The sequence below is a fragment of the Streptomyces sp. RB17 genome (assembly GCF_009604455.1).
GTDB lineage: Bacteria > Actinomycetota > Actinomycetes > Streptomycetales > Streptomycetaceae > Streptomyces.
The window spans coordinates 223272-248671 of record NZ_WEGL01000008.1; the positions used below are offsets into that span (position 1 = coordinate 223272).

Below are 25400 nucleotides of genomic sequence, written 5' to 3' on the forward strand. Positions count from 1 at the left end.
ATGAGAGACCTCGTCCGGGGCATCACCGAGGCCGACTGGCCCCGGGTCGCCGCCCTGGAGGCGGCGGCGTACGCGGACACCGCGCTCACGGAGGGCGAGAGCGCGCTGCGCTCCCGGGCCGCGGCGGGCACCAGCTTCGTCCTGGACCTCGACGGCCGGATCGCCGGCTATGTCCTGGCCCTGCCCTACCCGAGATTCCGCTGCCCCGAGCTGACCGGGCCCGAGTCGGCCCGCCACCGCTCCACCAACCTGCATCTGCACGACCTCGTCGTCACCGCGCCCCTGCGGCGCAGAGGGCTCGGCACCCGGCTGGTCCGCCACCTGACGGACGTCGCCCGCACCCGCGGATTCCGGACCATGTCCCTGATCGCGGTCGCCGGCAAGGAACCCTTCTGGCGTGTCAACGGCTACCGCGCCCACCACGAGGCACGGGTCCCGGCCGGCTACGGCAGCGGCGCGGTGTACATGTCGGCGCAGGTCACCGCCGTACGAAAGGCCGGCTGATGCCCACACCCTCGTTCCGGCGCGCCAAGTGGTCGATCGCGGCGCTGTTCTGCTTCCTCGGCTTCCAGTACGGCAGCTGGGTCTCCCGCCTTCCCGCGCTCAAGACCCGGCTGGACCTGGGCGCGGGGGAGGTGGGCCTGTTGCTGATGGCCTGCGGGGCCGGCGCGGCGGCCTCCTTCCCGCTCGTCGCCCACCTGATGCGCCGCCTCGGCTCCCGGTGGCTGTCCCTGGCCTCGGCGGGGTGCCTCGTCGCGGTACTCGCGGCCCTGTCCGCCGTACCGAACTACCCGCTCGCCCTGCTGGCCGTCTGTACCGACGGAGTCGCGGTGGGCTGCCTCAACGTTGCCATGAACGCCCAGGGCGCCGCGCTGGAGAAGGCGTACGGCCGCACCGCCATGTCCCAGCTGCACGCCACGTTCAGCGCCGGTCTGCTCGCCGCCGCCCTGCTGACCTCGGGTGTGACCACACTGACCGCGTCGGTGCCGGCGCACTTCGCCGTGGCCGGAGTCCTGTTGCTGCTCCTGCTCACCGGCGCCCGTACCGGGCTGCTCACCCACACCGAACCGGGGACGCCGGGCGAGCCGAAGCGGAACCACCGGGCGGCCCTGCCCTCCTGGCCGACCCTGCTGATGGGGTGCGCCATGGCCTTCGGCACGATCACCGAGGGCGCGATGAACGACTGGTCGACGCTCTACCTGAAGGACGTCGTCAAGGCCTCGGCGTCGGTGGCGCCGCTGGGCATCGCGGTCGTCTCCGCGATGATGCTGCTGGCCCGGGTGCGCGCCGACCGCTGGCGCACCCGCTTCGGCGACGGCCGGGTGGTCCGGGCCGGCAGCGCGCTGGCCGCCGCCGGCCTGGCCCTCGCCCTGCTCACCGGCGGGCTGGTCCCGGCCCTCCTCGGCTTCGCCTGCGTCGGCCTCGGCGCGGCCGCCGTCACCCCGTGCGTCTACGTCGCCGCCGCCGGCCACGGCTCCGACGCCCTGGCCCTGGTCGCCGCGATGGGCACCACGGGCCTGCTGGCGGGCCCGGCCCTGATCGGCTTCGTCGCGAGCACCACGAGCCTCACCCTCGGCATGGCCACGGTCGCCGCGTCGGCCCTGATCGTCACGCTGACGGCGTTCCGGATCCCCTGGTCCGGCCGCGCCCCGGCGGCCCTCGACCCCTCGGCAGAGGTGCCTGCATGAGATGTTCATCGACACCGCGCTGACATCCGGCTGACGGCTCCGCACGGGCCCCTGGTCGGGCGCACGGTGGTACGGACAGCCGGTGGCCGAACCGGGGGCTGGCCCCATGGCCGCCTCGTCGCTGGCGCGGTAGCGTCGCAGCGCGTCGGGCCGCGAAGGCCCGGGACCAGCGCTTTCTCGCTGCCTGTTCAGGCGACTTTCCAGAACCGAGGGAACACCCATGCGTCAGTCACTCCGCTGCCTCGCGATCCTTGCGGCGTCCGGCATCGCCGTCGGCGGACTCTCCTCCTGCTCGCTGGTGAAGGCGAAGACCTACGAGGACGACGCCACCCTCTCCGGGAAGATCACCGCCGTCCGGCTGGACATCGGGTCCGGCGGCGCCACGATCAACGGCGTCCCGGCCGGCCGCGCCCTGTCCCTGCACCGCAAGATCGAGTACCGGGGCGACAAGCCCGCCGGACCCACCCACCGCATCGAGAACGGCGTGCTGGTCCTGGGCCGCTGCGGCAGCCGCTGCTCGGTCGACTACACCGTCGACGTGCCCGCCGGAATCCCGGTCAGCGGGGAGACCTCCAGCGGATCCGTCCATCTGGCCAAGGTCGGTTCGGTCAAGGTGACGACGCATTCCGGCGACGTCGAGATGAGCGGGGTGACCGGCACGGTCGAGGCGCGGACCAGCAACGGCGACATCACCGGCAAGGGCATCAAGGCCGCCCGGATCCAGGCCCAGACCTCCAACGGCGGGATCAGCCTGACCCCGGACGCCCCTGCCGACGTGCGCGCCCGGACGTCCAACGGCGACATCACCCTGACCATGCCGAGGGCCGGCTACCGGGTGAGCGCCGACACCCACAACGGCGACAAGAACATCGACGTGCCCGACGACCCGTCCGGCAGGTACGAACTGGGTCTGAAGACCAGCAACGGCGACATCACCGCGAAGACCTCCTGAACCGGGCCCGCCGCCGATCGCCCGCCGGCACCCCCCTTACGAGGACTGCCGGCGGGCGGCACCCGCCCTCCGAGGCCGCGGAAGAGCTCGTCAGATGTCCCGGAAGATCTCGATCTGCGCCCCGATCGAGTTCAGGCGCTCGGCCAGATCCTCGTAACCCCGGTTGATGACATAGACGTTGCGCAGCACCGACGTGCCCTCGGCCGCCATCATCGCCAGCAGGACGACCACGGCGGGGCGCAGGGCCGGCGGGCACATCATCTCGGCGGCGCGCCAGCGGGTGGGGCCCTCGACCAGGACCCGGTGCGGGTCGAGGAGCTGGAGGCGGCCGCCGAGGCGGTTGAGGTCGGTGAGGTAGATGGCGCGGTTGTCGTAGACCCAGTCGTGGATGAGGGTCTTGCCCTGCGCGACGGCCGCGATGGCCGCGAAGAACGGGACGTTGTCGATGTTCAGGCCCGGGAAGGGCATGGGGTGGATCTTGTCGATGGGGGCTTCGAGCTTGGAGGGACGGACCGTCAGGTCGACCAGCCGGGTGCGGCCGTTGTCCGCGAAGTACTCGGGCGACCGGTCGTGGTCGAGGCCCATCTCCTCCAGGACCGCCAGCTCGATCTCCAGGAACTCGATGGGGACGCGGCGGACCGTCAGTTCCGACTCCGTGACGACCGCGGCGGCCAGCAGGCTCATCGCCTCGACCGGGTCCTCGGAGGGGGAGTAGTCCACGTCGACGTCGATGTTCGGCACGCCGTGCACGGTCAGCGTGGTGGTGCCGACGCCCTCGACCTTGACGCCGAGGGCCTCCAGGAAGAAACACAGGTCCTGGACCATGTAGTTGGAGGAGGCGTTGCGGATGACCGTCACGCCGTCGTGCCGGGCGGCGGCCAGCAGCGCGTTCTCGGTCACGGTGTCGCCGCGCTCGGTCAGCACGATCGGACGGTCGGGGCGGACAGTGCGGTCGACCTGTGCGTGGTACTGGCCCTCGGTGGCCGCGATGTCCAGGCCGAACCGGCGCAGCGCGATCATGTGCGGTTCGATGGTGCGGGTGCCGAGGTCGCAGCCGCCGGCGTACGGCAGCTTGAAGTGGTCCATGCGGTGCAGCAGCGGGCCGAAGAACATGATGATCGAGCGGGTGCGCACGGCGGCCTCCGCGTCGATCGCCGCCATCTCCAGCTCGGCCGGCGGCACCAGCTCCAGGTCGACGCCGTCGTTGATCCAGCGGGTGCGCACGCCGATGGAGTTGAGGACCTCCAGCAGGCGGTACACCTCCTCGATACGGGCCACCCGGCGCAGCACCGTGCGCCCCTTGTTGAGCAGCGAGGCGCACAGCAGGGCCACACCGGCGTTCTTGCTCGTCTTGACGTCGATGGCGCCGGACAGACGGCGACCGCCGACCACGCGCAGATGCATCGGGCCCGCGTACCCGAGTGACACGATCTCGCTGTCCAGGGCCTCACCGATGCGGGCAATCATCTCAAGGCTGATGTTCTGGTTCCCGCGCTCGATGCGGTTGACCGCGCTCTGACTGGTGCCGAGCGCCTCCGCGAGCTGTGTCTGTGTCCAGCCCCGGTGCTGGCGGGCGTCACGGATGAGCTTGCCGATGCGTACGAGGTAGTCGTCTGCCATGGGGTTGAGGTTATCTCAGATATGAGATGGCACCGCGCTGGGGGGTCCATTCGGGTGACGACACGTCAGTGGCCTGCGGGTATACCGGGGATGTCGCACATGTGGGCGATTAGTCCATCAATGCCCTGTTATTCGGCTTCCCGTGCGCACTGTCCGTCATTCCCGTGCGGCCGACGGAAAACGACACGGCCCGGCCTGGCCGGGCATGACCATCCCGCGCCCATGTACTAGAGTTATCTCGACATCGAGATATCTGCCAGGCGCACCGCAGCCGCCACCCAGTAAGGGTTGCCTAACTTAGCCTTACCTTAGCGGATCGGTCAGACCGGCGTGGCGGCAGGATTGACGGTGGTACGCGCACATCAATGAAGGAGACTGTCGTGTCGGCGAACAGCTTCGACGCCCGCAGCACGCTGCAGGTGGGCGACGAGTCGTACGAGATCTTCCGGCTGGACAAGGTGGAGGGCTCGGCCCGCCTGCCGTACAGCCTCAAGGTCCTGCTGGAGAACCTGCTCCGCACGGAGGACGGCGCGAACATCACCGCCGACCACATCCGCGCCCTCGGCACCTGGGACTCCCAGGCCCAGCCCAGCCAGGAGATCCAGTTCACGCCGGCCCGCGTGATCATGCAGGACTTCACCGGCGTGCCCTGTGTCGTGGACCTCGCCACCATGCGTGAGGCCGTGAAGGAGCTCGGCGGCGACCCCGCCAAGATCAACCCGCTGGCGCCGGCCGAGCTGGTCATCGACCACTCCGTCATCGCCGACAAGTTCGGCACCAACGACGCCTTCAAGCAGAACGTCGAGCTGGAGTACGGCCGCAACAAGGAGCGCTACCAGTTCCTGCGCTGGGGCCAGACCGCCTTCGACGAGTTCAAGGTCGTCCCCCCGGGCACCGGCATCGTCCACCAGGTGAACATCGAGCACCTGGCCCGTGTCGTCATGGTCCGCGACGGCAAGGCCTACCCGGACACCCTGGTCGGCACCGACTCGCACACCACCATGGTCAACGGCCTCGGCGTCCTCGGCTGGGGCGTCGGCGGCATCGAGGCCGAGGCCGCCATGCTCGGCCAGCCGGTCTCCATGCTCATCCCGCGCGTCGTCGGCTTCAAGCTCACCGGTGAGCTGCAGCCGGGCACCACCGCCACGGACCTCGTACTCACCATCACCGAGATGCTGCGCAAGCACGGTGTGGTCGGCAAGTTCGTGGAGTTCTACGGCGAGGGCGTGGCGGCGACGAGCCTCGCCAACCGCGCCACCATCGGCAACATGTCCCCGGAGTTCGGCTCCACCGCCGCGATCTTCCCGATCGACGACGAGACCCTGAACTACCTGCGCCTGACCGGCCGTTCGGACCAGCAGGTCGCGCTGGTCGAGGCCTACGCCAAGCAGCAGGGCCTCTGGCTGGACCCGAAGGCCGAGCCGGACTTCTCCGAGAAGCTCGAGCTGGACCTGTCCACGGTCGTCCCGTCCATCGCCGGCCCGAAGCGCCCGCAGGACCGCATCGTCCTCGCGAACGCCGCCGAGCAGTTCAAGCTGGACGTCCGCAACTACGTGGACGAGGCCGACGAGGCGGGCAAGGAGTCCTTCCCGGCCTCCGACGCCCCGGCCGTCCACCCCAACGGCTTCCCGACCAACCCGGTTCCGGTCACCGCCCCCGACGGCACGACCTACGAGCTGGACCACGGTGCGGTGACGGTCGCGGCCATCACCTCCTGCACCAACACCTCCAACCCGTACGTCATGATCGGCGCCGCCCTGGTCGCCAAGAAGGCGGTCGAGAAGGGCCTCACCCGCAAGCCGTGGGTCAAGTCCACCCTCGCCCCGGGCTCGAAGGTCGTCACCGACTACTTCGAGAAGGCCGGCCTCACCCCGTACCTGGACAAGCTGGGCTTCAACCTCGTCGGCTACGGCTGCACCACCTGCATCGGCAACTCCGGCCCGCTGCCGGAGGAGGTCTCCAAGGCCGTCAACGACCACGACCTCGCCGTCACCTCGGTCCTCTCCGGCAACCGCAACTTCGAGGGCCGTATCAACCCCGACGTCAAGATGAACTACCTGGCGTCCCCGCCGCTGGTCGTCGCGTACGCCATCGCGGGCTCCATGAAGGTGGACATCACCCGTGACGCCCTGGGCACCGACCAGGACGGCAACCCGGTCCACCTGAAGGACATCTGGCCGACCGAGGCCGAGGTCAACGAGGTCGTCGCCCACGCCATCGGCGAGGACATGTTCGAGAAGTCCTACGCGGACGTCTTCGCCGGCGACGCCCAGTGGCAGTCCCTCCCGGTCCCGACCGGCAACACCTTCGAGTGGGACGCCGAGTCCACCTACGTCCGCAAGCCCCCGTACTTCGAGGGCATGGGCATGGAGCCGGCCCCGGTCGAGGACATCGCCGGCGCCCGCGTGCTCGCCAAGCTGGGCGACTCGGTCACCACCGACCACATCTCCCCGGCCGGTGCCATCAAGGCCGACACCCCGGCCGGCCAGTACCTCACGGAGCACGGCGTCGAGCGCCGCGACTTCAACAGCTACGGCTCGCGCCGCGGCAACCACGAGGTCATGATCCGCGGTACGTTCGCCAACATCCGCCTGCGCAACCAGATCGCGCCGGGCACCGAGGGCGGCTACACGCGTGACTTCACGCAGGAGGGCGGCCCGGTCTCCTTCATCTACGACGCCTCGCAGAACTACCAGGCGGCCGGTGTGCCGCTGGTCGTCCTGGCCGGCAAGGAGTACGGCTCCGGCTCGTCCCGCGACTGGGCCGCCAAGGGGACCGCGCTGCTCGGCGTCAAGGCCGTCGTCGCCGAGTCGTACGAGCGCATCCACCGCTCGAACCTCATCGGCATGGGCGTCCTGCCGCTGCAGTTCCCGGAGGGCGCCACCGCCGAGTCCCTCGGCCTGACCGGCGAGGAGACCTTCTCCGTCTCCGGCGTCACCGAGCTGAACGAGGGCCGCACCCCGCGCACGGTGAAGGTCACCACCGACACGGGCGTCGAGTTCGACGCGGTCGTCCGCATCGACACCCCCGGTGAGGCCGACTACTACCGCAACGGCGGCATCATGCAGTACGTGCTGCGCAACCTGATCCGCAAGTAAGCGGCAGGCCACAGCGGTTCAGGGCCGCATCCCCGGCACCGGGGGTGCGGCCCTTCGCCGTCCCTCCCCGTGACCGGGCGCACGAGAACGCGGGAGGTTCCGCGGCGACGGCGGGTGCGGGTCGTTCGTGGCGGGTCGCGCGGTTCCCCGCGCCCCTTCGGGGCCGGGCCGGCCGTGCCCTAGGGCAGTGCCTGCTCCGCCCAGATCACCTTGCCCTGAGGGCTGTACCGAACGCCCCAGCGCTCGGTCATCTGCGACACCAGGAACAGGCCCCGGCCGCCCTCGTCGGTGGTCGCGGCGTACCGCAGGTGCGGCGAGGTGTTGCTGCCGTCGGCCACCTCGCAGACCAGCGAGAGGTCACGGATCAGCCGCACCCGGATCGGATCGCCGCCGTAGCGGATGGCGTTGGTGATCAACTCGCTCAGCACGAGTTCCGTGGCGAAGCCCAGCTCGGCAAGGCCCCACTCGTCCAGGGTCCCGGACACGGCCAGGCGCATGTCCGACACCGCCGCCGGATCGGCGGGCACGTCCCACTCGGCGACCTGGTCGGGCGCCAGCCCCCGGGTGCGCGCGATGAGCAGCGCGACGTCGTCCGTGGGCCGCCCGGGCAGCAGCTCGTCCAGCACCGCCTGGCAGCTCGCGTCCGGTGCCCGGCCGGGATGGCCCGCCAGCGCCTGCCGCAGCAGCTCCATGCCCACGTCCAGGTCGCGGGCCCGGTCCTCGATGAGACCGTCGGTGTACAGCACGAGCTCGGTGCCCTCGGCCAGCTGGAACTCCGCCGTCTGGAACGGCAGGCCCCCGATGCCGAGCGGCGGCCCGGCGGGCACGTCGGCGAAGGTGACGCTGCCGTCGGGATGGACCAGTGCGGGCGCCAGGTGCCCCGCCCGCGCCATGGTGCAGCGGCGCGTCACCGGGTCGTAGATCGCGTACAGACAGGTGGCACCGGCCACCTCCCCGGACGTATCCGCGCAGGCCTCGTCCTGGTCGATGCGGCCGACCAGGTCGTCCAGATGGCCCAGCAGCTCGTCGGGCGGCAGGTCGAGAGTGGAGAAGTTGTGCACCGCGGTGCGCAGCCGGCCCATGGTGGCGGCCGCGTGCAGGCCGTGCCCGACCACGTCACCGACGACGAGCGCCACCCGGCTCCCCGGTAGCGGGATCACGTCGAACCAGTCCCCGCTCACCCCCGACTGCGCGGGCAGATAGCGGTACGCGACCTCGAGGGCGCTCTGCTCGGGCAGCGCCCGCGGCAGCAGGCTGCGCTGCAGGGTGACCGCCAGCGCGTGCTCACGGGCGTACCGGCGGGCGTTGTCGATGCTCACCGCGGCGCGGGCCACCAGCTCCTCCGCCAGCGAGAGGTCCTCCTCGTCGAAGGCGTCCCGCTTGCCACGCCAGAAGGTCGCCATGCCCAGCACCACACCGCGGGCCCGGATCGGGGCGACGATGAGCGACTGGATGCCGTAGTCGAGGATCTCCCTGGCGCGCTGCGGATCCTGTGCCTGCCAGTCCTGTACGGCGGCCAGGTCGGCCACCAGTTCCGAACGGCCGGTGCCGTACCCCCGTGCCTGCGGCGTGGACGGCAGGAAGTCGATCAGCCGGTCCCTCTCGTAGAGGGGATGGTCGTCCTTGACGCCGTGGACGGCGATGCGCCGCATGTCCCTGGCGGTGGCGGCCGGCTCCTGGCCGTGCAGCACGGCGTCGGCCAGGTCCACGGTGACGAAGTCGGCGAAGCGCGGCACGGCGACCCGCGCCAGCTCGTCCCCCGTGCGTGCCACGTCGAGCGTGGTGCCGACGCTCAGACCGGCGTCGTACAGCAGCTTGAGCCGCTCCCTGGCGACCTCCGCCCGTCCGGACAGTGCCTGCAGTTCAGTGGTGTCGCGGAGGGTCACCACGGTGCCCGTGGGGCATCCGGGCCGTTCCGTGGGCCGCTGGTTGACCGCCAGCAGCCGCTCCCCGGCGAACAGCACCTCGTCGGTGGCCTCGCGTCCGGACAGGAGCAGGTCCACGAAGTCGGGGTCGAGGCCCGGAAGGGCGGAGACCGGCTGCCCCTCCGCCTCGGCGGGCAGCTCCAGCAGCCGCCTGGCCTCGTCGTTGATCAGCAGCAGCCGCCCGTCGGCGCCGACGATGAGCACTCCTTCGCGCACCGAGTGCAGCACCGTGTCGTGGTGCTCGTACATGCGGGTCATCTCGTCCGGGGCCAGGCTGTGGGTCTGCCTCCGCAGCCGCCTGCCCACCAGTGCCGTGCCCCCGGTCGACACCACGAGCGCGGCGGCCCCGGCGGTCAGGATGATCGGCAGCTGCCGTTTCACCTCGTTGGTGACGTTCTTGACCTTCAGCCCGGCGGAGACGAGCGCGACCACCTTGCCGTGGGTGTCGTCGATCGGCACGGTCGCCTGCTCCTCATGGCCCAGCGGACCGTGCACGCTCTCCGTGTAGACCTTTCCGGCCAGCGACGGGCCGATCCGGCCCACGAACCGCTTTCCGATCTTGCTGGGGATCGGGTGGGTGTACCGGATGCCGTGAGTGTCCATGACGACGATGAAGTCGACGCCGGCGGACTTGCGCCCCGCCTCGGTGAGCGGCTGGAGGATCTTGGACGGGTGGGGCGTGCGCAGCGCCTGCAGGACGCCGGGGGAGTGCGCGAAGGTCTGGGCGACCGCGATGGACCGTCGCCTGGCCTCGGTGCCGGTGTCCCGCTGCGACTGCAGGACGAGGGCGAGGACGGCACAGAGCACGAGCGCCGCGACCAGCGCCACCTGCAGGATGAAGACCTGCCCGGCCACGCTCCGCGGGCTTTTGCCGATCACAGACCGCCAGGAGTGACGCCTGAGTCGGTCAGCAATGTCCGACATGCGGCCTTTGTAGCACCGGGCTTCACCCGGTGGCTATGGCCGGGCCACGAGCCGGACGCGCGTTTCGGGCCGATCGGCGCCGATCGTCGCTGGTCGCACGTGTGCGGGCGGGGCCGGAGAACGCATGGAGAATCCGGCGCCCGCCGCCGCGAACCGCTCTGGGCGGACCCGGTGTTCATGGGCACCGGGTCCGCGAGCCGGGCGGGTGAGGGGGGTGGGAATCCCGTCCGGGTGGTGCTGGCTTGGGAGAGGGGGGTGTGAGGTGGGCCACATTTGTGAGCGACAACGTTGTCTTATGGTCTGTACATGACTCTACCGTGCGAAACGACAACGATGTCAACCCACTTGGGTAGCCCGACCGGGTGATCCCGGCGTGCGCCTGCTGGGGGGACGTGGTCTTCCGTGGTAGCGCTGAGGCCCGTTGCCTTCCCTGCGGCTGGTGGGACCTGTGGTGCGCGCCCGGCCCGACGGCCGCTGCCGCGGAACGGCGACCTGCACGTGTGCACGCCGGCCACCGGCTGACCGACCGCATGGCAACCGCATGACAAAGACCAAAGGGGCGGACCCGCACGGGCCCGCCCCCTTCCACGCGCTACGCGTCAGGCCAGCAGCTCCACCTCCGCCAGCGTCGACTCGCCGTCCAGGACGAGCCGGTACTTCGTGTACGTGCCCGGCGCGGCGATGGTGAACGCCCGGGTCTGCCGGTCCCAGGTGAACGACTCGCCCGAGCGGTGGTCCAGGGTCTGCCACGTGGTGCCGTCCGTGGAGCCCTGGAGGGTCCAGCCGGTCGGCGCCCTGGTGTGGTCCGTCGAGGACGTCAGTGTGTACTGGACGGGCTTCACGGCCCCGTCCACCGGCAGATCCACCGAGGTGACCGTGGCGTCCGTCGCCGAGGTGTTGTCGAACAGCGCGCCGTCACCCTTCAGGACGTCCGAGCGGGGCGCCGGCACCTTGTCGTCCTGGGTGATGGAGACGGGTGCGGCGTTCTTGCCCGTGCCCCATGCCGACGGCTTGGCGCCCATGGAGAACTCCAGCACCCCGCCCTTGGACAGCAGCGAATGGGGCAGCGAAGTCGACGTCCAGGGACGGCCGTTGAACGTCACGCCCTGGATGTAGACGTTCTTGGCGCTGTTACCGGGCGCCTTGATCACCAGGTCGCGGCCGTTCTCCAGGTGCACGGTGACCTTCTTGAACAGCGGGGAGCCGATGGAGTACTCGCCGCTGCCCATCACCAGCGGATAGAAGCCGAGCGCGGAGAAGAGGTACCAGCCCGACTGCTCGCCGTTGTCCTCGTCGCCGTGGTAGCCCTGCCCGATCTCGCTGCCGACGTAGAGCCGGGAAAGGATCTCGCGGACCGCCGCCTGGGTCTTCCAGGGCTGGCCGGCCGCGTCGTACATGTACGACACATGGTGCGCGACCTGGTTGGACTGCCCGAGCATGCCCATCCGGACGTCGCGTGCCTCGGTCATCTCGTGGATGACACCGCCGTAGGAGCCGACGTAGTCCGGCGAAGCGGTTTCCGGGGTGGAGAAGAACGCGTCCAGCTTGTCGGCGAGACCCTGCCGGCCGCCGTAGAGGTTGGCCAGGCCCCGGCTGTCCTGCGGGACGCTGAAGGCGTACCCCCAGCCGTTCGTCTCGGTGTAGTCGTAACCCCAGACGCGCGGGTCGTACGTCGCGGAGTCCACCCGCCAGTCGCCCTTGGCGTCACGGCCCTGGAAGAAGCCTCCCGACGCCTTGGAGTCGAACAGGTTCACATAGTCCCGGGCGCGGTTGAGGAAGTACTCGGACTCCTCCTTGTAGTGCTTCTCACCCGTCTTCCTGTACAGGGCCTCGCCCATCCTCGCGATGCCGTAGTCGTTGACGTAACCCTCCATCGCCCAGGACAGGCCCTCGTCGGTGGCGGTGCTGGTGTAGCCGAGGAACGGCGAGGTGCTCATGCCCTTGCGGCCCACACCCGACATCGGCGGCACGACCGTCGCGTTCTTCAGGGCCGCCTGGTACGCCGCCTTCGCGTCGAACTGCACACCCTTCACGTACGCGTCCGCGAACGCCACGTCCGAGGAGGTGCCGGTCATCAGGTCGGCATAGCCCGGGGAGGACCAGCGTGAGGTCCAGCCGCCGTCCTTGTACTGCTGCACGAACCCGTCGACCATCTCGCCCGCCTGAGAAGGCGTCAGGAACGAGTACGCCGGCCACGTGGTCCGGTAGGTGTCCCAGAAACCGTTGTTGACGTACACCTTGCCGTCCACGATCTTCGCCCCGGTGTGCGTCGGGGTGTCCTGGCTCGGCATCGGGGAGAAGGGGGAGGCGTACTGGTCCTTGTCACCCACCTTCTCGAAGCCGGAGTTCGGGTACAGATACAGCCGGTACATGCCGGAGTACAGCGTGGTCAGCTGGTCCGGGGTGGCGCCCTCCACCTCGACCTTGCCGAGCAGCTTGTCCCAGGTGCGCTGGGCCTGCGCCTTCACCGTGTCGAAGGAGGCGCCGTCCGGGATCTCCTGGCGCAGATTGTCCTTCGCCTGGTCGATGCTGATCAGCGAGGTGGCGAGGCGCAGCGTGACGGTGTGGTCCGTGCCCGCGTCGAAACGCAGGTAACCCTTCACCCCACTCGATCCGCCGTCCGTCACCGGCTTGTCGAACTCGCCGTACACGAACAGCCGGGTCGCACCGGTCGACAGGCCCGACTTCACGTCCGAGTAACCGGTGACGGTCCCGTGCTCCTTGTCGAGGGTCAGGCCCGCCTGCTCGGTGACGTTGTCGAACAGCACGCTCGCGTCGTCGCCGGGATAGGTGAAGCGCAGCATCGCCGCGTGGTCGGTGGGCGTCATCTCGGCCTTGAGACCGTTTTCGAAACGGACCCCGTAGTAGTACGGCCGCGCGGTCTCGTTCTCGTGCCGGAACGGCAGCTCGCGCGCCTCGCGGCCGGTGTCCGGAGTGCCGGACGCGGCCGACGGCATCACCTGGAAGGTCTGCCGGTCGCCCATCCACGGGCTCGGCTCATGGCTCGCGCTGAACGCCTGGATCGTGGGCAGGTTGTCGTCGTTGTTCGCATGTGCGTACTCGTAGAGCCAGCTCAGCGACGACGCGTTGGTCACCGGCGTCCAGAAGTTGAAACCGTGCGGAAGGGCGGTCGCCGGGAAGTTGTTGCCGCGCGAGAAGCTGCCGCTGGAGTTGGTGCCGCGCGTGGTCAGCGCGTAGTCCGACAGATGCGCCTTCGGCTGCTCCGGCGCCACGGGCTTCAGCGCCACGTCGTCGATCCAGCCCCGGAACTTCGCCGGCCCCGTGGGGGAGTCGTACGCCACCAGGATCCGGTCGACCGTCTTGCCGGCCGCCGCCGAACCGATCCGTGCGACCACGTTGTTCCACTGGTTGACGTACAGCGACTTCGAGTCGCCCTGCCCGCGCGGCGACAGCGGGAACCCGTGCTGGTCCAGCGCGCCCAGATCGCTCAGATAGGTGCCGTCCGTGAAGGCCAGGTCGAGGGAGACGTTCGTGGCGTCGTAGTCCCGGTCGCCGTCGGCCATCTGCGGGAAGATCCGGTACGACAGCTGGGTGTCGCCGCCGACCTTCACGTTCACGTCGAAGACCTTGTTGTACGAGTACGCCCGGCCGCCCGCCGTGTGCCGCCCCGCGTAGCGCAGCGCACGCTTCCCCGTGAACCCGACCCGCGCCTTGGCCGTCGGCGAGGCCGTCGGGCCCTTGTCGACCAGCGTCAGCATGTCCTGCGGCACGGGGTCGCCCCCGCCGCCGGTGGAGAACTGCACATCGGCGAGCTGCAGGATGCCGGAGGCGCCGTTGTTCTTCGTCACCTCCAGCCGGAAGTGCTGGTACTCGGCGGGCTCGGCCAGGTCGTACGACTTGGTCTGGAACCGCTCGGAGAAGGTCTCTCCCGAGCGGGTGTCGACCGTCTTCCAGTCCTTGCCGTCGGTGGAGCCGAGCAGCGTCCAGTCCCTCGGGTCGCGCTCGGCGTAGTCGTTGGCCGAGGTGAGCGCGTACGTCGCCAGCTTGACGGGCTTGTCGAGGTCGAACTCGACCCAGCCGGTGGGCTCGAAGGTCAGCCACTTGGTGCCGGGCTCGCCGTCGACCAGGTTCTCCTTGACCTCGCCCGCGCCCGTGTTCTCGCCGCTCGCCCGGACCTCGGTGACATGGTCGTTCACACTGCCCGGTATGCCCGTGCTGTAGCCGCCGTCGACCCCCGAGGCACGCTTGGTGCCGTCCGGTTCGGTGTCGACGGTGTTGAGCCAGTCCGGTGCCGGATCACCCGTCTCGAACGAGGATGCGAACTCCCGGTCGGCTGCCGGCGCCTTGGCGGGCAGGGCGACCGCCGCGCCCTGTGCACCGACGGCCATGACAAAGGCGGCCGTGAGGACGACCGCCGGACCCCATCTGTGCCGAGTTCTCCGCTGCATCGAGTGGATACCCCTCCTGCGACCGCTCTGGACAACGTTGTCAACCTCGGTGCGCAGGAACCAGTAGGGCCGCAAGTGGCCCGTGATGTCAAGGGTGTTGGGTGTGGCATTCAGGCACTTATGCCGCGAGTTTTTCTGTCAGCCGCTCCGCAGGGGGCTCATATTTCCGCGAGGTCTCAACTCGGAAAAGACCCATGGCGAACCCTGCATTCGATCTTGCTCCGCCGGCGGGAAGTGGACTATACCTGTCGGCACTTCCAGCACGACTCTGCACGACCCAGCACTACCCGACAGCGGTGCCGGGGAGGATCCGGTTCACCGCCTGAGTCCTGGAGAAGGCGAGGACTTGAGCATGGGATCCACTGCGCACCACGGTGGCGAGGATGTCGGCCGCCGCGATCTGATCAAACGTTCGGCCGCGCTGGGCCTGGTGGCGGCCCCCGCAATGGGCCTGCTGTCCGCCTGTGCGAGCGGCGGCGGAGGCGGGAGCAACTCCGACGAGGGCAACACCAAGGGAAAGGCGTCCAAGGACAACCCCTTCGGCGCGAAGAGCGGCAGCAAACTCGACGTCGTCGTCTTCAAGGGCGGATACGGCGACGACTACGCCAAGGCGTGGGAGGCCGACTTCGGCAAGAAGCTCGGCATCACCTCGACCCACACCGGCACCCAGGAGATCACCGGCAAGCTGCAGCCGCGCTTCAACGCCGGCAACCCGCCGGACATCGTGGACGACTCCGGCGCCCAGCAGATCAAGATCGACGTGCTGTACAAGAACGGCTCGCTGCTCGACCTCTCCGAGGTCCTCGACGCGCCGTCGGTCGACGACCCGAGCAAGAAGGTCCGTGACACCCTGATCCCCGGCACCCTCGACCCGGGCATCCAGGAGGGCAAGGTCGTCGCCCTCAACTACATCTACACGGTGTGGGGCCTGTGGTACTCCGGCAAGCTCTTCCAGCAGAAGGGCTGGCAGGCGCCGAAGACTTGGGACGACTTCCTCGCCATCTGCCAGGACGCCAAGAAGCAGGGCATCGGCGGCCTCGCCCACCAGGGCAAGTACCCGTACTACATCAACGTCGCCATCATGGACATGATCGCCAAGAAGGGCGGGATCGACGCCGTCAAGGCGATCGACAACCTGGACCCGAAGGCGTTCGTCGGTTCCGACGCGGCCCAGGCGGGCGTCGAGGCGATCTACGAGGTCGTCGAGAAGGGCCTGTTGATGCCGGGCACCAACGGCCTGACCCACACCGAGTCGCAGACCCGGTGGAACCAGTACAAGGCCGCGTTCATCACCTGCGGCTCCTGGCTGGAGAACGAGCAGCTGAAGCAGACGCCGACGGACTTCGACATGAAGTTCCTGCCGATGCCGCTGCTGCCCGGCAGCAAGATGCCGTTCGAGGCGATCCGGGCCGGCTCCGGTGAGCCCTTCATCATCCCGGCGAAGGCGGCGAACCTGCCCGGCGCCAAGGAGTTCATGCGGCGGATGCTGTCCAAGGACTGGTCGACGCTGTTCGCCAAGGAGGCGAACTCGCTGACGATCCTGCAGGACGGCGTCGATCCGAGTGTCAAGCTGCGGCCGGGTACGCAGTCCACGGTGGAGGCCTCCAAGGCGGCCGGCTCCAACACGTTCCGCTTCCTGTACCCCGACTGGTACAGCGAGATGGACACGGCGATCCAGAACGCGTCCAATGAGCTCATGGCGAAGCGGATTCAGCCGAAGGAATGGCTGAAGAGGTGTCAGGCGGCGGTGGACAAGCAGGCGAAGGACCCGGCGTCGAAGAAGAACCGGCACGCGTGATTTTCGCCGAGACGCCGTGGGGGTGCGGGTTGTTCTGCGGGTGCCGGTCGCGTTGTGGCCGGTCGCGCAGTTCCCCGCGCCCCTAGGGTGTTGGCGCTCACCTGAATATCAAGGGCAGGAACGCCATGCGCAAAGGGCAGTACCGGTTCGTCGCGGGGTTTCTCTTCGTTCCCGTGGTGCTTTATCTGATCTTCGTGATCTGGCCGTACATCCAGACGTTCGGTTATTCACTGACCGACTGGAAGGGCCAGTCGCAGACCTTCGACTTCGTCGGTCTGGACAACTACAAGGCGCTGTTCCAGGACGATGTGTTCCTGGAGGCGATCTGGCACAACATCCTGTTCCTGATCTTCATCCCGGTGATCACGATCCTGCTCGCCCTGTTCTTCGCCTTCATGCTGAACGCGGGCGGACGCAGCAGGGCCGGCGGGGTGCAGGGCGTCGCGGGGTCGAAGTTCTACAAGATCGTCTACTTCTTCCCGCAGGTGCTGTCGCTGGCGATTCTCGCCGTGCTGTTCAACGCGGTGTACCGCAGTGACGGCGGCGGTCTGCTCAACGGCGTGCTGATCAAGATCGGGCTGGTGGACGCCAACAACCCGGTGGAATGGCTGAACGAGCCGAACCTGGTCCTGTGGGCGCTGATGGTGGCCGTGATCTGGCAGGGCGTGGGCTTCTACCTGGTGCTGTTCTCGGCCGCCATGCAGTCCATCCCCCGGGACATCTACGAGGCCGCCCTGATCGACGGGGCGAGCCGCAACCAGTCCTTCTTCCGCATCACCCTGCCGCTGCTGTGGGACACCGTGCAGACCGCCTGGGTCTACCTCGGTATCGTCGCCATGGACATGTTCGTACTGGTGTCCTCCATGACCCAGAGCATGGGCGCGTACGGCGGCGGCCCCGACCATCACAGCGATGTGATGGCGACGGTGATGATGCGCAACTTCCTCTACTACGGCAAGAGTGGCTACGCCTGCGCGATGGGCGTGGTCATGCTGCTGCTCACCCTGGTCCTGTCCGTGGTCACGCTGCGCGCCACCCGCCGCGAGCGCATCGAGTTCTGAGCGGGAGTAACGACGATGACTGCACTCAAGGAGACCGCCCCCGCTCCGGCCGAGGGGCCCGTGGCCAAGGTGCCCGGCCGGCCCGGCGACCGGCGCGGCGAGGGCGTCGTACTGAACGTCTTCTCGCACGGCTTCCTCGCCCTGTGGGCGCTGCTGATCGTGCTGCCGCTGCTGTGGCTGGTGATCAGTTCCTTCAAGACCGACGCGCAGATCGGCGGCTCGGCGTTCGGCTGGCCGCACGACTGGTCCTTCGGCGTCTTCCGGCGGGCCTGGAACAAGGGCATCGGGGACTACTTCCTGAACACCGTGATCGTCCTGGTGTTCTCCGTGCCGCTCACCATGCTGTTCGGCTCGATGGCCGCGTACGTGCTGGCCCGGTACCGGTTCTGGGGCAACCGGCTGCTGTACTACTTCTTCGTCGCCGGCGCCATGTTCCCGGTGTTCCTGGCCCTCGTCCCGCTGTTCTTCATGGTCAAGCGGCTGGACATGCTGAACACCTACCAGGGCCTGATCCTGGTCTACGTCGCCTACTCGATGCCGTTCACGGTGTTCTTCATGCACGCCTTCTTCCGGACCCTGCCCACGGCGGTCTTCGAGGCGGCGATCCTGGACGGCGCCTCGCACACCCGGACCTTCTTCCAGGTGATGCTGCCGATGGCCAAGCCCGGGCTGATCAGCGTGGGGATCTTCAACACCCTGGGCCAGTGGAACCAGTTCATCCTGCCCACGGTGCTCATGCAGCCGCAGAGCGGCTCCGACCCCGAGCGCTATGTCCTCACCCAGGGGCTGATCCAGCTGCAACAGCAGCAGGGATACGCCTCCGACCTGCCGGTGCTGTTCGCGGGTGTGACCATCGCGATGATCCCGATGCTGGTCGTCTACCTGTCCTTCCAGCGCCAGGTGCAGGCGGGTCTGACCTCGGCGACCCTGAAGTAGCGACACGCTCCGCGACCGTCCGTGCGCACGCCGTTCCGGCTTCCGGGGCGGCGTGCGCACATGCGTCCGGGTCCCGGAATTGGGTTCAACCTCTTGACGTAAGACACCCCGAACGGCTCAGCTTAGAGTTCACTAGTTGGACATACGCGGGGCCTCGCCGAAGCGGCCCCGCGCTCAGGAGGTCGTCGTGGAGACTCCAGGGTCGCAGTCGTCGCTGCACCGAGCCAACCTGGAGCGGGTCGTACGGGCCGTGCGCTTGGCCGGGTCCCTCACGCAGGCGGAGATCGCGCGGACGACCGGTCTGTCCGCCGCGACGGTGTCCAACATCGTGCGGGAGCTGAAGGACGGCGGAACCGTCGAGGTCACGCCCACGTCGGCGGGCGGGCGCAGGGCACGCAGCGTCAGTCTGAGCGGGGACGCCGGGATTGTGATCGGTGTCGACTTCGGGCACACCCATCTGCGCGTCGCGATCGGGAACCTCGCCCATCAGGTGCTGGCCGAGGAGGCCGAGCCGCTGGACGTCGACGCCTCCGCCGCACAGGGCTTCGACCGGGCGGAGCAGCTGGTCAGCCGCCTGATCGCGGCGACGGGCGTCAGCCGCTCCAAGGTGGCCGGGGTGGGGCTCGGCGTGCCGGGCCCGATCGATGTGGAGTCCGGGACGCTCGGCTCCACCGCGATCCTGCCGGGCTGGACCGGCGCCAAGCCCGCCGAGGAGCTGCGCGATCGGCTCGGCGTGCCCGTGCACGTGGACAACGACGCCAACCTGGGCGCTCTCGGCGAGCTGGTCTGGGGCGCCGGCAAGGGCGTCCGCGACCTCGCGTACATCAAGGTCGCGAGCGGTGTCGGCGCCGGTCTGGTGATCGAGGGCAAGATCTATCGCGGCCCGGGCGGCACAGCGGGCGAAATCGGTCATATTACACTCGATGAATCCGGCCCGGTCTGCCGCTGCGGCAATCGCGGCTGCCTGGAGACCTTCGCGGCCGCACGCTATGTGCTCCCGCTGCTCCAGCCCAGTCACGGCCCCGACCTGACCATGGAAGGCGTCGTACGGCTGGCCAGGGACGGTGACCCGGGCTGTCGTCGGGTGATCGCCGACGTCGGTCGTCACATCGGCAGTGGGGTGGCCAATCTCTGCAATCTGCTGAACCCGAGCCGGGTGGTCCTCGGCGGTGATCTCGCCGAGGCCGGTGAGCTGGTGCTCGGGCCGATCAGGGAGTCCGTCGGCCGCTACGCCATTCCCAGCGCGGCGCGTCAACTGTCCGTTCTCCCGGGGGCACTTGGCGGCCGCGCCGAGGTGCTCGGAGCGCTCGCCCTCGCCCTCAGCGAGATGGGCGATTCGACCCTTTTGGATGGTTCTCTGCAGGTGGCGGCACCCGCCTTCACTTAGAGAACGGATGGCACCGTTGCCATCTCGTTAAGGATTTACTTCTTGACGTCGCACGTGTGGCCGAGTTGACTTCCAGCCACCTCGGCCGCAACGACGCGGCCTCGTCAGGGAGGTTTCTGAAGTGAACACGCGTATGCGTCGTGCGGCCTTCGCCGTTGCTACTGGTGCCATGGCCGTCTCTCTCGCCGCCTGTGGCAGCGCCAAGGAGTCCGGTGGCGGCTCCTCCAAGTCGTCCAGCCCCAAGAAGGGCGACGCGATCACGGTCGGTCTGCTCCTGCCGGAGAACCAGACCGCCCGTTACGAGAAGTTCGACAAGCCCTTGATCGAGAAGAAGGTCCAGGAGCTCACGGGCGGCAAGGGCAAGGTTGTCTACGCCAACGCCAAGCAGGACGCGACCCTGCAGAACCAGCAGGTCGACACCATGATCACCAACAAGGTGGACGTCCTGATCGTGGACTCGGTGGACGCCGCGGCCATCAAGAACTCGGTCCAGAAGGCCAAGGACGCCGGCATCCCGGTCGTCGCCTACGACCGCCTGGCGCAGGGCCCGATCGACGCGTACACCTCGTTCGACAACGAGACGGTCGGCAAGACCCAGGGCGAGGCCCTGCTGAAGGCCCTGGGCTCCAAGGCCAAGTCCGGCGAGATCGTCATGATGAACGGCTCCTCCACCGACCCGAACGCCGCGCAGTTCAAGAAGGGCGCCCACGAGGTGCTCGACGGCAAGGTGAAGGTCGGCAAGGAGTACGACACCAAGGAGTGGAAGCCGGAGAACGCCAACTCCAACATGGAGGGCGCCATTTCCGCTGTGGGCAAGAAGAACATCATCGGCGTCTACTCCGCCAACGACGGCATGGCCGGCGGTATCATCACCGCCCTCAAGGCCGCGGGCATCTCCAACATCCCGGTCACCGGCCAGGACGCGGAGCTCGCCGGTGTCCAGCGCATCGTCGCCGGTGAGCAGTACATGAGCGTCTACAAGCCGTACGCCCCGGAGGCCGCCGCGGCCGCCGAGATGGCCGTGGACCTCGCCCAGGGCAAGTCGCTCGACTCCGTCGCCAAGGACAAGGTCGACAGCCCCACCACCAAGCAGGTGCCCTCCGTCCTGGTGCCGGTCACCGCGCTGACCAAGGACAACATCAAGGACACCGTCATCAAGGACGGCGTCTACACGGTCGCCGACATCTGCACCTCGCAGTACAAGGCCGCCTGCGACAAGATCGGCCTGAAGTAAGCAGCCGCACGCGCCTTTCCCTCTAGGAGAATTCACTCCTGAATACCTGGCGGGAAAGGCGCCCCCCAGCCCCTCCGGCGCCCCGCACAAACAAACAGCCCCGCAAGCTCGGTGCGGGGCGCCGGACGGAACTACCCCCCAAACTTCTGCACAACCTCCCGCCGGGTCAGGCGGCGAAGGAGATGGTTCACGTGTCCGCTACGCCCGTGCTGGCGTTGCGCGGGGTCTCCAAGCGGTTCGGTGCCGTTCAGGCGCTCACCGACGTAGAGCTTGAGGTCCACGCCGGTGAGGTGGTCGCCCTGGTCGGCGACAACGGTGCCGGAAAGTCCACGCTGGTCAAGACGATCGCCGGCGTGCACCCCATCGATGAGGGCGTCCTCGAATGGGACGGCAAGGCCGTCCAGGTCAACAAGCCGCACGACGCCCAGAACCTGGGCATCGCGACGGTCTACCAGGACCTCGCGCTGTGCGACAACATCGACGTCGTCGGCAACCTCTTCCTCGGCCGGGAGATCCGCCGCCGCGGTGTGCTGGACGAGGTCGAGATGGAGCGCCGCTCGCGCGAGCTGCTGGACCAGCTCTCCATCCGCATCCCCAGCGTCCGTATCCCGATCGCCTCGCTCTCCGGCGGTCAGCGCCAGGTCGTGGCCATCGCCCGCTCCATGCTCGGCGAGCCCAAGCTGGTCATCCTCGACGAGCCCACCGCGGCGCTCGGCGTGGAGCAGACCGCCCAGGTCCTCGACCTGGTGGAGCGGCTGCGGGAGCGCGGTCACGCCGTGATCCTCATCAGCCACAACATGGCCGACGTCAAGGCCGTCGCCGACAAGGTGGCGGTGCTGCGTCTGGGCAAGAACAACGGCGTCTTCGAGGTCAAGTCGACCTCGCAGGAAGAGATCATCTCCGCCATCACCGGCGCCACGGACAACGCCGTGACCCGTCGTGCGGCGCGCAGCAATGGGGAGATCAAGAAGTGAGCATCGACAAGACCTCCACGCCCCCCGAGGACACGCCCGTGGAGAACCCCGAGGCGGCACGCGGCTCTGACGTCGCCGTCGACCCCCGTCTGCTGGTGCGCGAGCAGGGCCTCGCGGGCTACGTCACCGAGTTCAAGCGCAAGATGAAGGCCGGCGACCTCGGCTCCATCCCCGTCGTCATCGGCCTGGCGATCATCTGGATCATCTTCCAGAGCCTGAACTCCAACTTCCTGACCGCCGGCAACCTCTCCGACATCTCCGTCGCCATGGTCGGCACGGGCATGATCGCCGTCGGCATCGTGTTCGTCCTGCTGCTCGGCGAGATCGACCTGTCGGTCGGTTCGCTCTCCGGTGTCGCGGGCGCCACCTTCGCGGTGCTCAACATCACCCACGGCATGAACGAGATCCTGGCCCTGGTGCTGTCGATCCTCACCGGGACGGTCGCGGGCGCGGTGCAGGGCTTCTTCTTCGCGAAGATCGGCGTGCCGGCGTTCGCGGTCACCCTGGCCGGTCTGCTGTTCTGGAACGGCCTCATGCTCAAGATCCTGGGCGACAACGGCACGATCAACCTGAACGACAACGGCCTGGTCGCCAAGCTGACCAGCTACTACTTCTCCGACGTGGCCGCCGCCTACGGCCTCGCCATCGCGGTGACGGTGCTGTTCTTCCTCAGCTCCTACTTCGGCAACAAGCGCCGCGAGGCCGCCGGCGTGCCGTCCCGCCCGCTGAGCGAGACCGTCCTGCGCACCGTGCTGCTGGCCGTCGTGGCTTTCGCCGCCGCGGTCGTCTTCAACCAGTACAAGGGCCTGCCGCTGGCCGTGGTGGTCTTCGTCGCCGTGCTGTTCATCACGGACTTCGTGCTGCGCCGCACCGCCTACGGCCGCAAGGTCTTCGCGCTCGGCGGCAGCGTCGAGGCGTCCCGCCGTGCCGGTATCAATGTGGACATGGTCCGCATCTCGGTGTTCGCCATCTCCGGTACGTTCGCGGCGATCGGCGGTCTGTTCATCGCCTCCAAGATCGCGTCCGCCAACCAGGGCGCCGGCGGCGGTGACCTGCTGATGAACGCGATCGCAGCCGCGGTCATCGGTGGTACCTCGCTGTTCGGTGGGCGTGGGCGCACCTGGAACGCGCTCCTCGGTGTGCTGGTGATCGTCTCGATCCAGTACGGCCTCGCGCTGCAGGGCATCGCCTCGCCGGTGCAGTACATGATCACCGGTGGTGTTCTGCTCGCCACAGTCGTCATCGACGCGGTGACCCGCAAGACGCAGAAGTCGGCTGGTCGCGCGTAGCGCCCCGGCCGTACGACAGCGCCCGGCGCCCGAAAGGGGCCGGGCGCTGTCGTGTCGTGCAAAGCATGAACATTAGACTCGGGCGAGCCCGTCAAAGCTCGATCAGCTCAACGCAAGGAGGCACGGGTGCCGCTGCTGACCCGCATCAGGGGACCGCGCGATCTGGACCGGCTCAGCCTGGAGGAGCTGGACCAGCTGGCAGAGGAGATCCGGACCTTCCTCGTCGACGCCGTCTCCAAGACCGGCGGCCACCTCGGCCCCAACCTCGGCGTGGTGGAGCTGACCATCGCCCTGCACCGCGTCTTCGACTCGCCGAAGGACAAGGTGCTGTGGGACACCGGCCACCAGTCCTATGTGCACAAGCTGCTCACCGGCCGGCAGGACTTCTCCAGGCTGAAGATGAAGGGCGGCCTGTCCGGCTACCCCTCGCAGGCCGAGTCCGAGCACGACGTCATCGAGAACAGCCACGCCTCCACCGTGCTCGGCTGGGCCGACGGCATCGCCAAGGCCAACCAGCTGAAGAACCGCGACAGCCATGTCGTCGCCGTCATCGGTGACGGCGCCCTCACCGGTGGCATGGCCTGGGAGGCCCTCAACAACATCGCCGACGCGAAGGACCGCCCGCTGGTCATCGTCGTCAACGACAACGAGCGGTCGTACGCCCCCACCATCGGCGGCCTCGCCAACCACCTGGCGACCCTGCGGACCACCGACGGCTACGAGCGGTTCCTCGCCCGGACGAAGGAGCTCCTGGAGCGCACCCCGGTCGTCGGCAGGCCGCTCTACGAGACCCTGCACGGGGCGAAGAAGGGCTTCAAGGACTTCATCGCACCGCAGGGCATGTTCGAGGACCTGGGGCTGAAGTACGTCGGCCCGATCGACGGCCACGACATCGAGGCGCTGGAGTCCGCGCTGGCCCGCGCCAAGCGGTTCGGCGGCCCGGTGATCGTGCACTGCCTCACGGAGAAGGGCCGCGGCTACCAGCCCGCCCTGCAGGACGAGGCGGACCGCTTCCACGCCGTCGGCAAGATCCACCCGGACACCGGCCTGCCGATCGCCTCCTCCGGCGCCGACTGGACCTCCGTCTTCGGGGAGGAGATGGTCCGGCTCGGCGAGGAGCGCGAGGACATCGTCGCCATCACGGCCGCCATGCTCCAGCCGGTCGGTCTCGACCGGTTCGCCAAGCAGTTCCCCGAACGCGTGTACGACGTCGGGATCGCGGAGCAGCACGGCGCCGTCTCCGCGGCGGGCCTCGCCCACGCCGGGGTGCACCCCGTCTTCGCCGTGTACGCCACCTTCCTCAACCGCGCCTTCGACCAGGTCCTCATGGACGTGGCCCTGCACAGGTGCGGGGTGACCTTCGTGCTGGACCGGGCCGGTGTCACCGGAACGGACGGTGCCTCGCACAACGGCATGTGGGACATGTCGATCCTGCAGGTCGTACCGGGCCTGAGGCTGGCCGCCCCGCGAGACGCCGAACAGGTGCGGGCCCAGCTGCGGGAGGCCGTCGCGGTGGACGACGCGCCGACCGTGGTCCGCTTCTCCAAGGGCGCCGTCGGCCCCGCCGTACCCGCCGTGGGCCGTGTCGGCGGCATGGACGTGCTGCGCGAGCCCGGCACCGACCGGCCGGACGTGCTGCTCGTCTCCGTGGGCGCCCTGGCCCCGATGTGCCTGGAGATCGCCGGCCTGCTCGACAAGCAGGGCATCTCCACCACCGTGGTCGACCCGCGCTGGGTCAAACCCGTCGACGAGGCGATGGCCCCGCTCGCCGAGCGGCACCGGGTCGTCGTCACCGTCGAGGACAACAGCCGGGCCGGCGGCGTCGGCTCCGCGATCGCCCAGTCCCTGCGCGACGCCGGCGTCGACGTGCCGCTGCGCGACTTCGGCATCCCGCCGCGCTTCCTCGACCACGCTTCCCGCGCCGAGGTCCTCGCCGAGATCGGCCTGACCGCCCCGGACATCGCCCGCCAGGTCACCGGACTGGTCGCCAAGCTGGACGGACGGTTCGACCGTACGGCCGCCGAAGTGGAGTCGGTCGAGCCCGCGCGCGACTGACCCGAACGCGCCCCCTGACGGGCCGGTCACGCCACTCCCTGCGGTGGCGG

At 68.9% G+C, this 25400-nt stretch carries 15 protein-coding genes; 12 read left to right on the plus strand and 3 right to left on the minus strand.

What is annotated here, in order from left to right:
• The 3 genes from SRB17_RS32390 to SRB17_RS32400 all read left to right on the plus strand — a co-directional run bounded on the left by SRB17_RS32390 (nucleotide 1) and on the right by SRB17_RS32400 (nucleotide 2640).
• On the plus strand, nucleotides 1-504 hold the full coding sequence (locus SRB17_RS32390; RefSeq protein WP_153543728.1) for a GNAT family N-acetyltransferase: 504 nt from the start codon (nucleotides 1-3) through the stop codon (nucleotides 502-504).
• Complete coding sequence (locus tag SRB17_RS32395) at nucleotides 504-1688, plus strand: MFS transporter (protein ID WP_267133466.1); 1185 nt, start codon at nucleotides 504-506, stop codon at nucleotides 1686-1688. The genes SRB17_RS32390 and SRB17_RS32395 overlap by 1 nt, the downstream gene beginning before the upstream one ends.
• A gap of 220 nt (nucleotides 1689-1908) precedes the next feature.
• Nucleotides 1909-2640 (plus strand): DUF4097 family beta strand repeat-containing protein, encoded by a 732-nt coding sequence (locus SRB17_RS32400; protein ID WP_153543730.1) that lies wholly within the window; start codon nucleotides 1909-1911, stop codon nucleotides 2638-2640.
• A gap of 90 nt (nucleotides 2641-2730) precedes the next feature.
• On the opposite strand, the gene SRB17_RS32405 is transcribed toward SRB17_RS32400, so the two are convergent.
• Complete coding sequence (locus SRB17_RS32405) at nucleotides 2731-4260, minus strand: helix-turn-helix domain-containing protein (protein WP_153543731.1); 1530 nt, start codon at nucleotides 4258-4260, stop codon at nucleotides 2731-2733.
• Nucleotides 4261-4640: 380 nt separating this feature from the next.
• Here SRB17_RS32405 and acnA point away from each other — a divergent pair, with 380 nt between their 5' ends.
• Nucleotides 4641-7358, plus strand: a complete 2718-nt coding sequence (acnA, locus tag SRB17_RS32410) for an aconitate hydratase AcnA (protein WP_323376555.1) — start codon at nucleotides 4641-4643, stop codon at nucleotides 7356-7358.
• 179 nt (nucleotides 7359-7537) lie between these two features.
• Here acnA and SRB17_RS32415 read toward each other — a convergent pair whose 3' ends face one another.
• Nucleotides 7538-10207 (minus strand): SpoIIE family protein phosphatase, encoded by a 2670-nt coding sequence (locus SRB17_RS32415; protein ID WP_153543733.1) that lies wholly within the window; start codon nucleotides 10205-10207, stop codon nucleotides 7538-7540.
• A 599-nt stretch (nucleotides 10208-10806) separates the two neighbouring features.
• Nucleotides 10807-14616 (minus strand): GH92 family glycosyl hydrolase, encoded by a 3810-nt coding sequence (locus SRB17_RS32420; RefSeq protein ID WP_194294213.1) that lies wholly within the window; start codon nucleotides 14614-14616, stop codon nucleotides 10807-10809.
• Nucleotides 14617-14968: 352 nt separating this feature from the next.
• Here SRB17_RS32420 and ngcE point away from each other — a divergent pair, with 352 nt between their 5' ends.
• The 8 genes from ngcE (at nucleotide 14969) to dxs (ending at nucleotide 25350) form a co-directional block, all read left to right on the plus strand.
• A complete protein-coding gene (gene ngcE, locus SRB17_RS32425) occupies nucleotides 14969-16414 on the plus strand; it encodes an N-acetylglucosamine/diacetylchitobiose ABC transporter substrate-binding protein (RefSeq protein WP_153543734.1) in 1446 nt (481 codons plus the stop codon).
• 125 nt (nucleotides 16415-16539) lie between these two features.
• Nucleotides 16540-17475: a carbohydrate ABC transporter permease gene (locus SRB17_RS32430; RefSeq protein WP_153543735.1), complete on the plus strand. Its 936-nt coding sequence runs from the start codon at nucleotides 16540-16542 to the stop codon at nucleotides 17473-17475.
• A gap of 15 nt (nucleotides 17476-17490) precedes the next feature.
• A complete protein-coding gene (locus SRB17_RS32435) occupies nucleotides 17491-18411 on the plus strand; it encodes a carbohydrate ABC transporter permease (RefSeq protein ID WP_153543736.1) in 921 nt (306 codons plus the stop codon).
• A 187-nt stretch (nucleotides 18412-18598) separates the two neighbouring features.
• Complete coding sequence (locus SRB17_RS32440; RefSeq protein ID WP_323376556.1) at nucleotides 18599-19798, plus strand: ROK family transcriptional regulator; 1200 nt, start codon at nucleotides 18599-18601, stop codon at nucleotides 19796-19798.
• Nucleotides 19799-19931: 133 nt separating this feature from the next.
• Complete coding sequence (locus SRB17_RS32445; RefSeq protein ID WP_153544106.1) at nucleotides 19932-21032, plus strand: sugar ABC transporter substrate-binding protein; 1101 nt, start codon at nucleotides 19932-19934, stop codon at nucleotides 21030-21032.
• 182 nt (nucleotides 21033-21214) lie between these two features.
• Nucleotides 21215-22006 carry an ATP-binding cassette domain-containing protein gene (locus tag SRB17_RS32450; RefSeq protein WP_153543738.1) on the plus strand — a complete coding sequence of 264 codons (792 nt, stop codon included), beginning with the start codon at nucleotides 21215-21217 and terminating at the stop codon, nucleotides 22004-22006.
• Nucleotides 22003-23295: a sugar ABC transporter permease gene (locus SRB17_RS32455; protein WP_323376557.1), complete on the plus strand. Its 1293-nt coding sequence runs from the start codon at nucleotides 22003-22005 to the stop codon at nucleotides 23293-23295. The genes SRB17_RS32450 and SRB17_RS32455 overlap by 4 nt, the downstream gene beginning before the upstream one ends.
• Before the next feature lie 126 nt (nucleotides 23296-23421).
• Nucleotides 23422-25350, plus strand: a complete 1929-nt coding sequence (dxs, locus tag SRB17_RS32460) for a 1-deoxy-D-xylulose-5-phosphate synthase (protein WP_323376558.1) — start codon at nucleotides 23422-23424, stop codon at nucleotides 25348-25350.
• The last annotated feature ends 50 nt before the right edge of the window (nucleotides 25351-25400 follow it).

Coding starts and splice junctions, on each gene's coding strand:
- SRB17_RS32420 (WP_194294213.1), bottom strand. CDS start 14,616: ATGCAGCGGAGAACTCGGCACAGATGGGGTCCGGCGGTCGTCCTCACG.
- SRB17_RS32445 (WP_153544106.1), top strand. CDS start 19,932: ATGCGTCGTGCGGCCTTCGCCGTTGCTACTGGTGCCATGGCCGTCTCT.
- SRB17_RS32415 (WP_153543733.1), bottom strand. CDS start 10,207: ATGTCGGACATTGCTGACCGACTCAGGCGTCACTCCTGGCGGTCTGTG.
- SRB17_RS32405 (WP_153543731.1), bottom strand. CDS start 4,260: ATGGCAGACGACTACCTCGTACGCATCGGCAAGCTCATCCGTGACGCC.
- SRB17_RS32450 (WP_153543738.1), top strand. CDS start 21,215: ATGGTTCACGTGTCCGCTACGCCCGTGCTGGCGTTGCGCGGGGTCTCC.
- SRB17_RS32395 (WP_267133466.1), top strand. CDS start 504: ATGCCCACACCCTCGTTCCGGCGCGCCAAGTGGTCGATCGCGGCGCTG.
- SRB17_RS32400 (WP_153543730.1), top strand. CDS start 1,909: ATGCGTCAGTCACTCCGCTGCCTCGCGATCCTTGCGGCGTCCGGCATC.
- SRB17_RS32435 (WP_153543736.1), top strand. CDS start 17,491: ATGACTGCACTCAAGGAGACCGCCCCCGCTCCGGCCGAGGGGCCCGTG.
- ngcE (WP_153543734.1), top strand. CDS start 14,969: ATGGGATCCACTGCGCACCACGGTGGCGAGGATGTCGGCCGCCGCGAT.
- SRB17_RS32430 (WP_153543735.1), top strand. CDS start 16,540: ATGCGCAAAGGGCAGTACCGGTTCGTCGCGGGGTTTCTCTTCGTTCCC.
- SRB17_RS32390 (WP_153543728.1), top strand. CDS start 1: ATGAGAGACCTCGTCCGGGGCATCACCGAGGCCGACTGGCCCCGGGTC.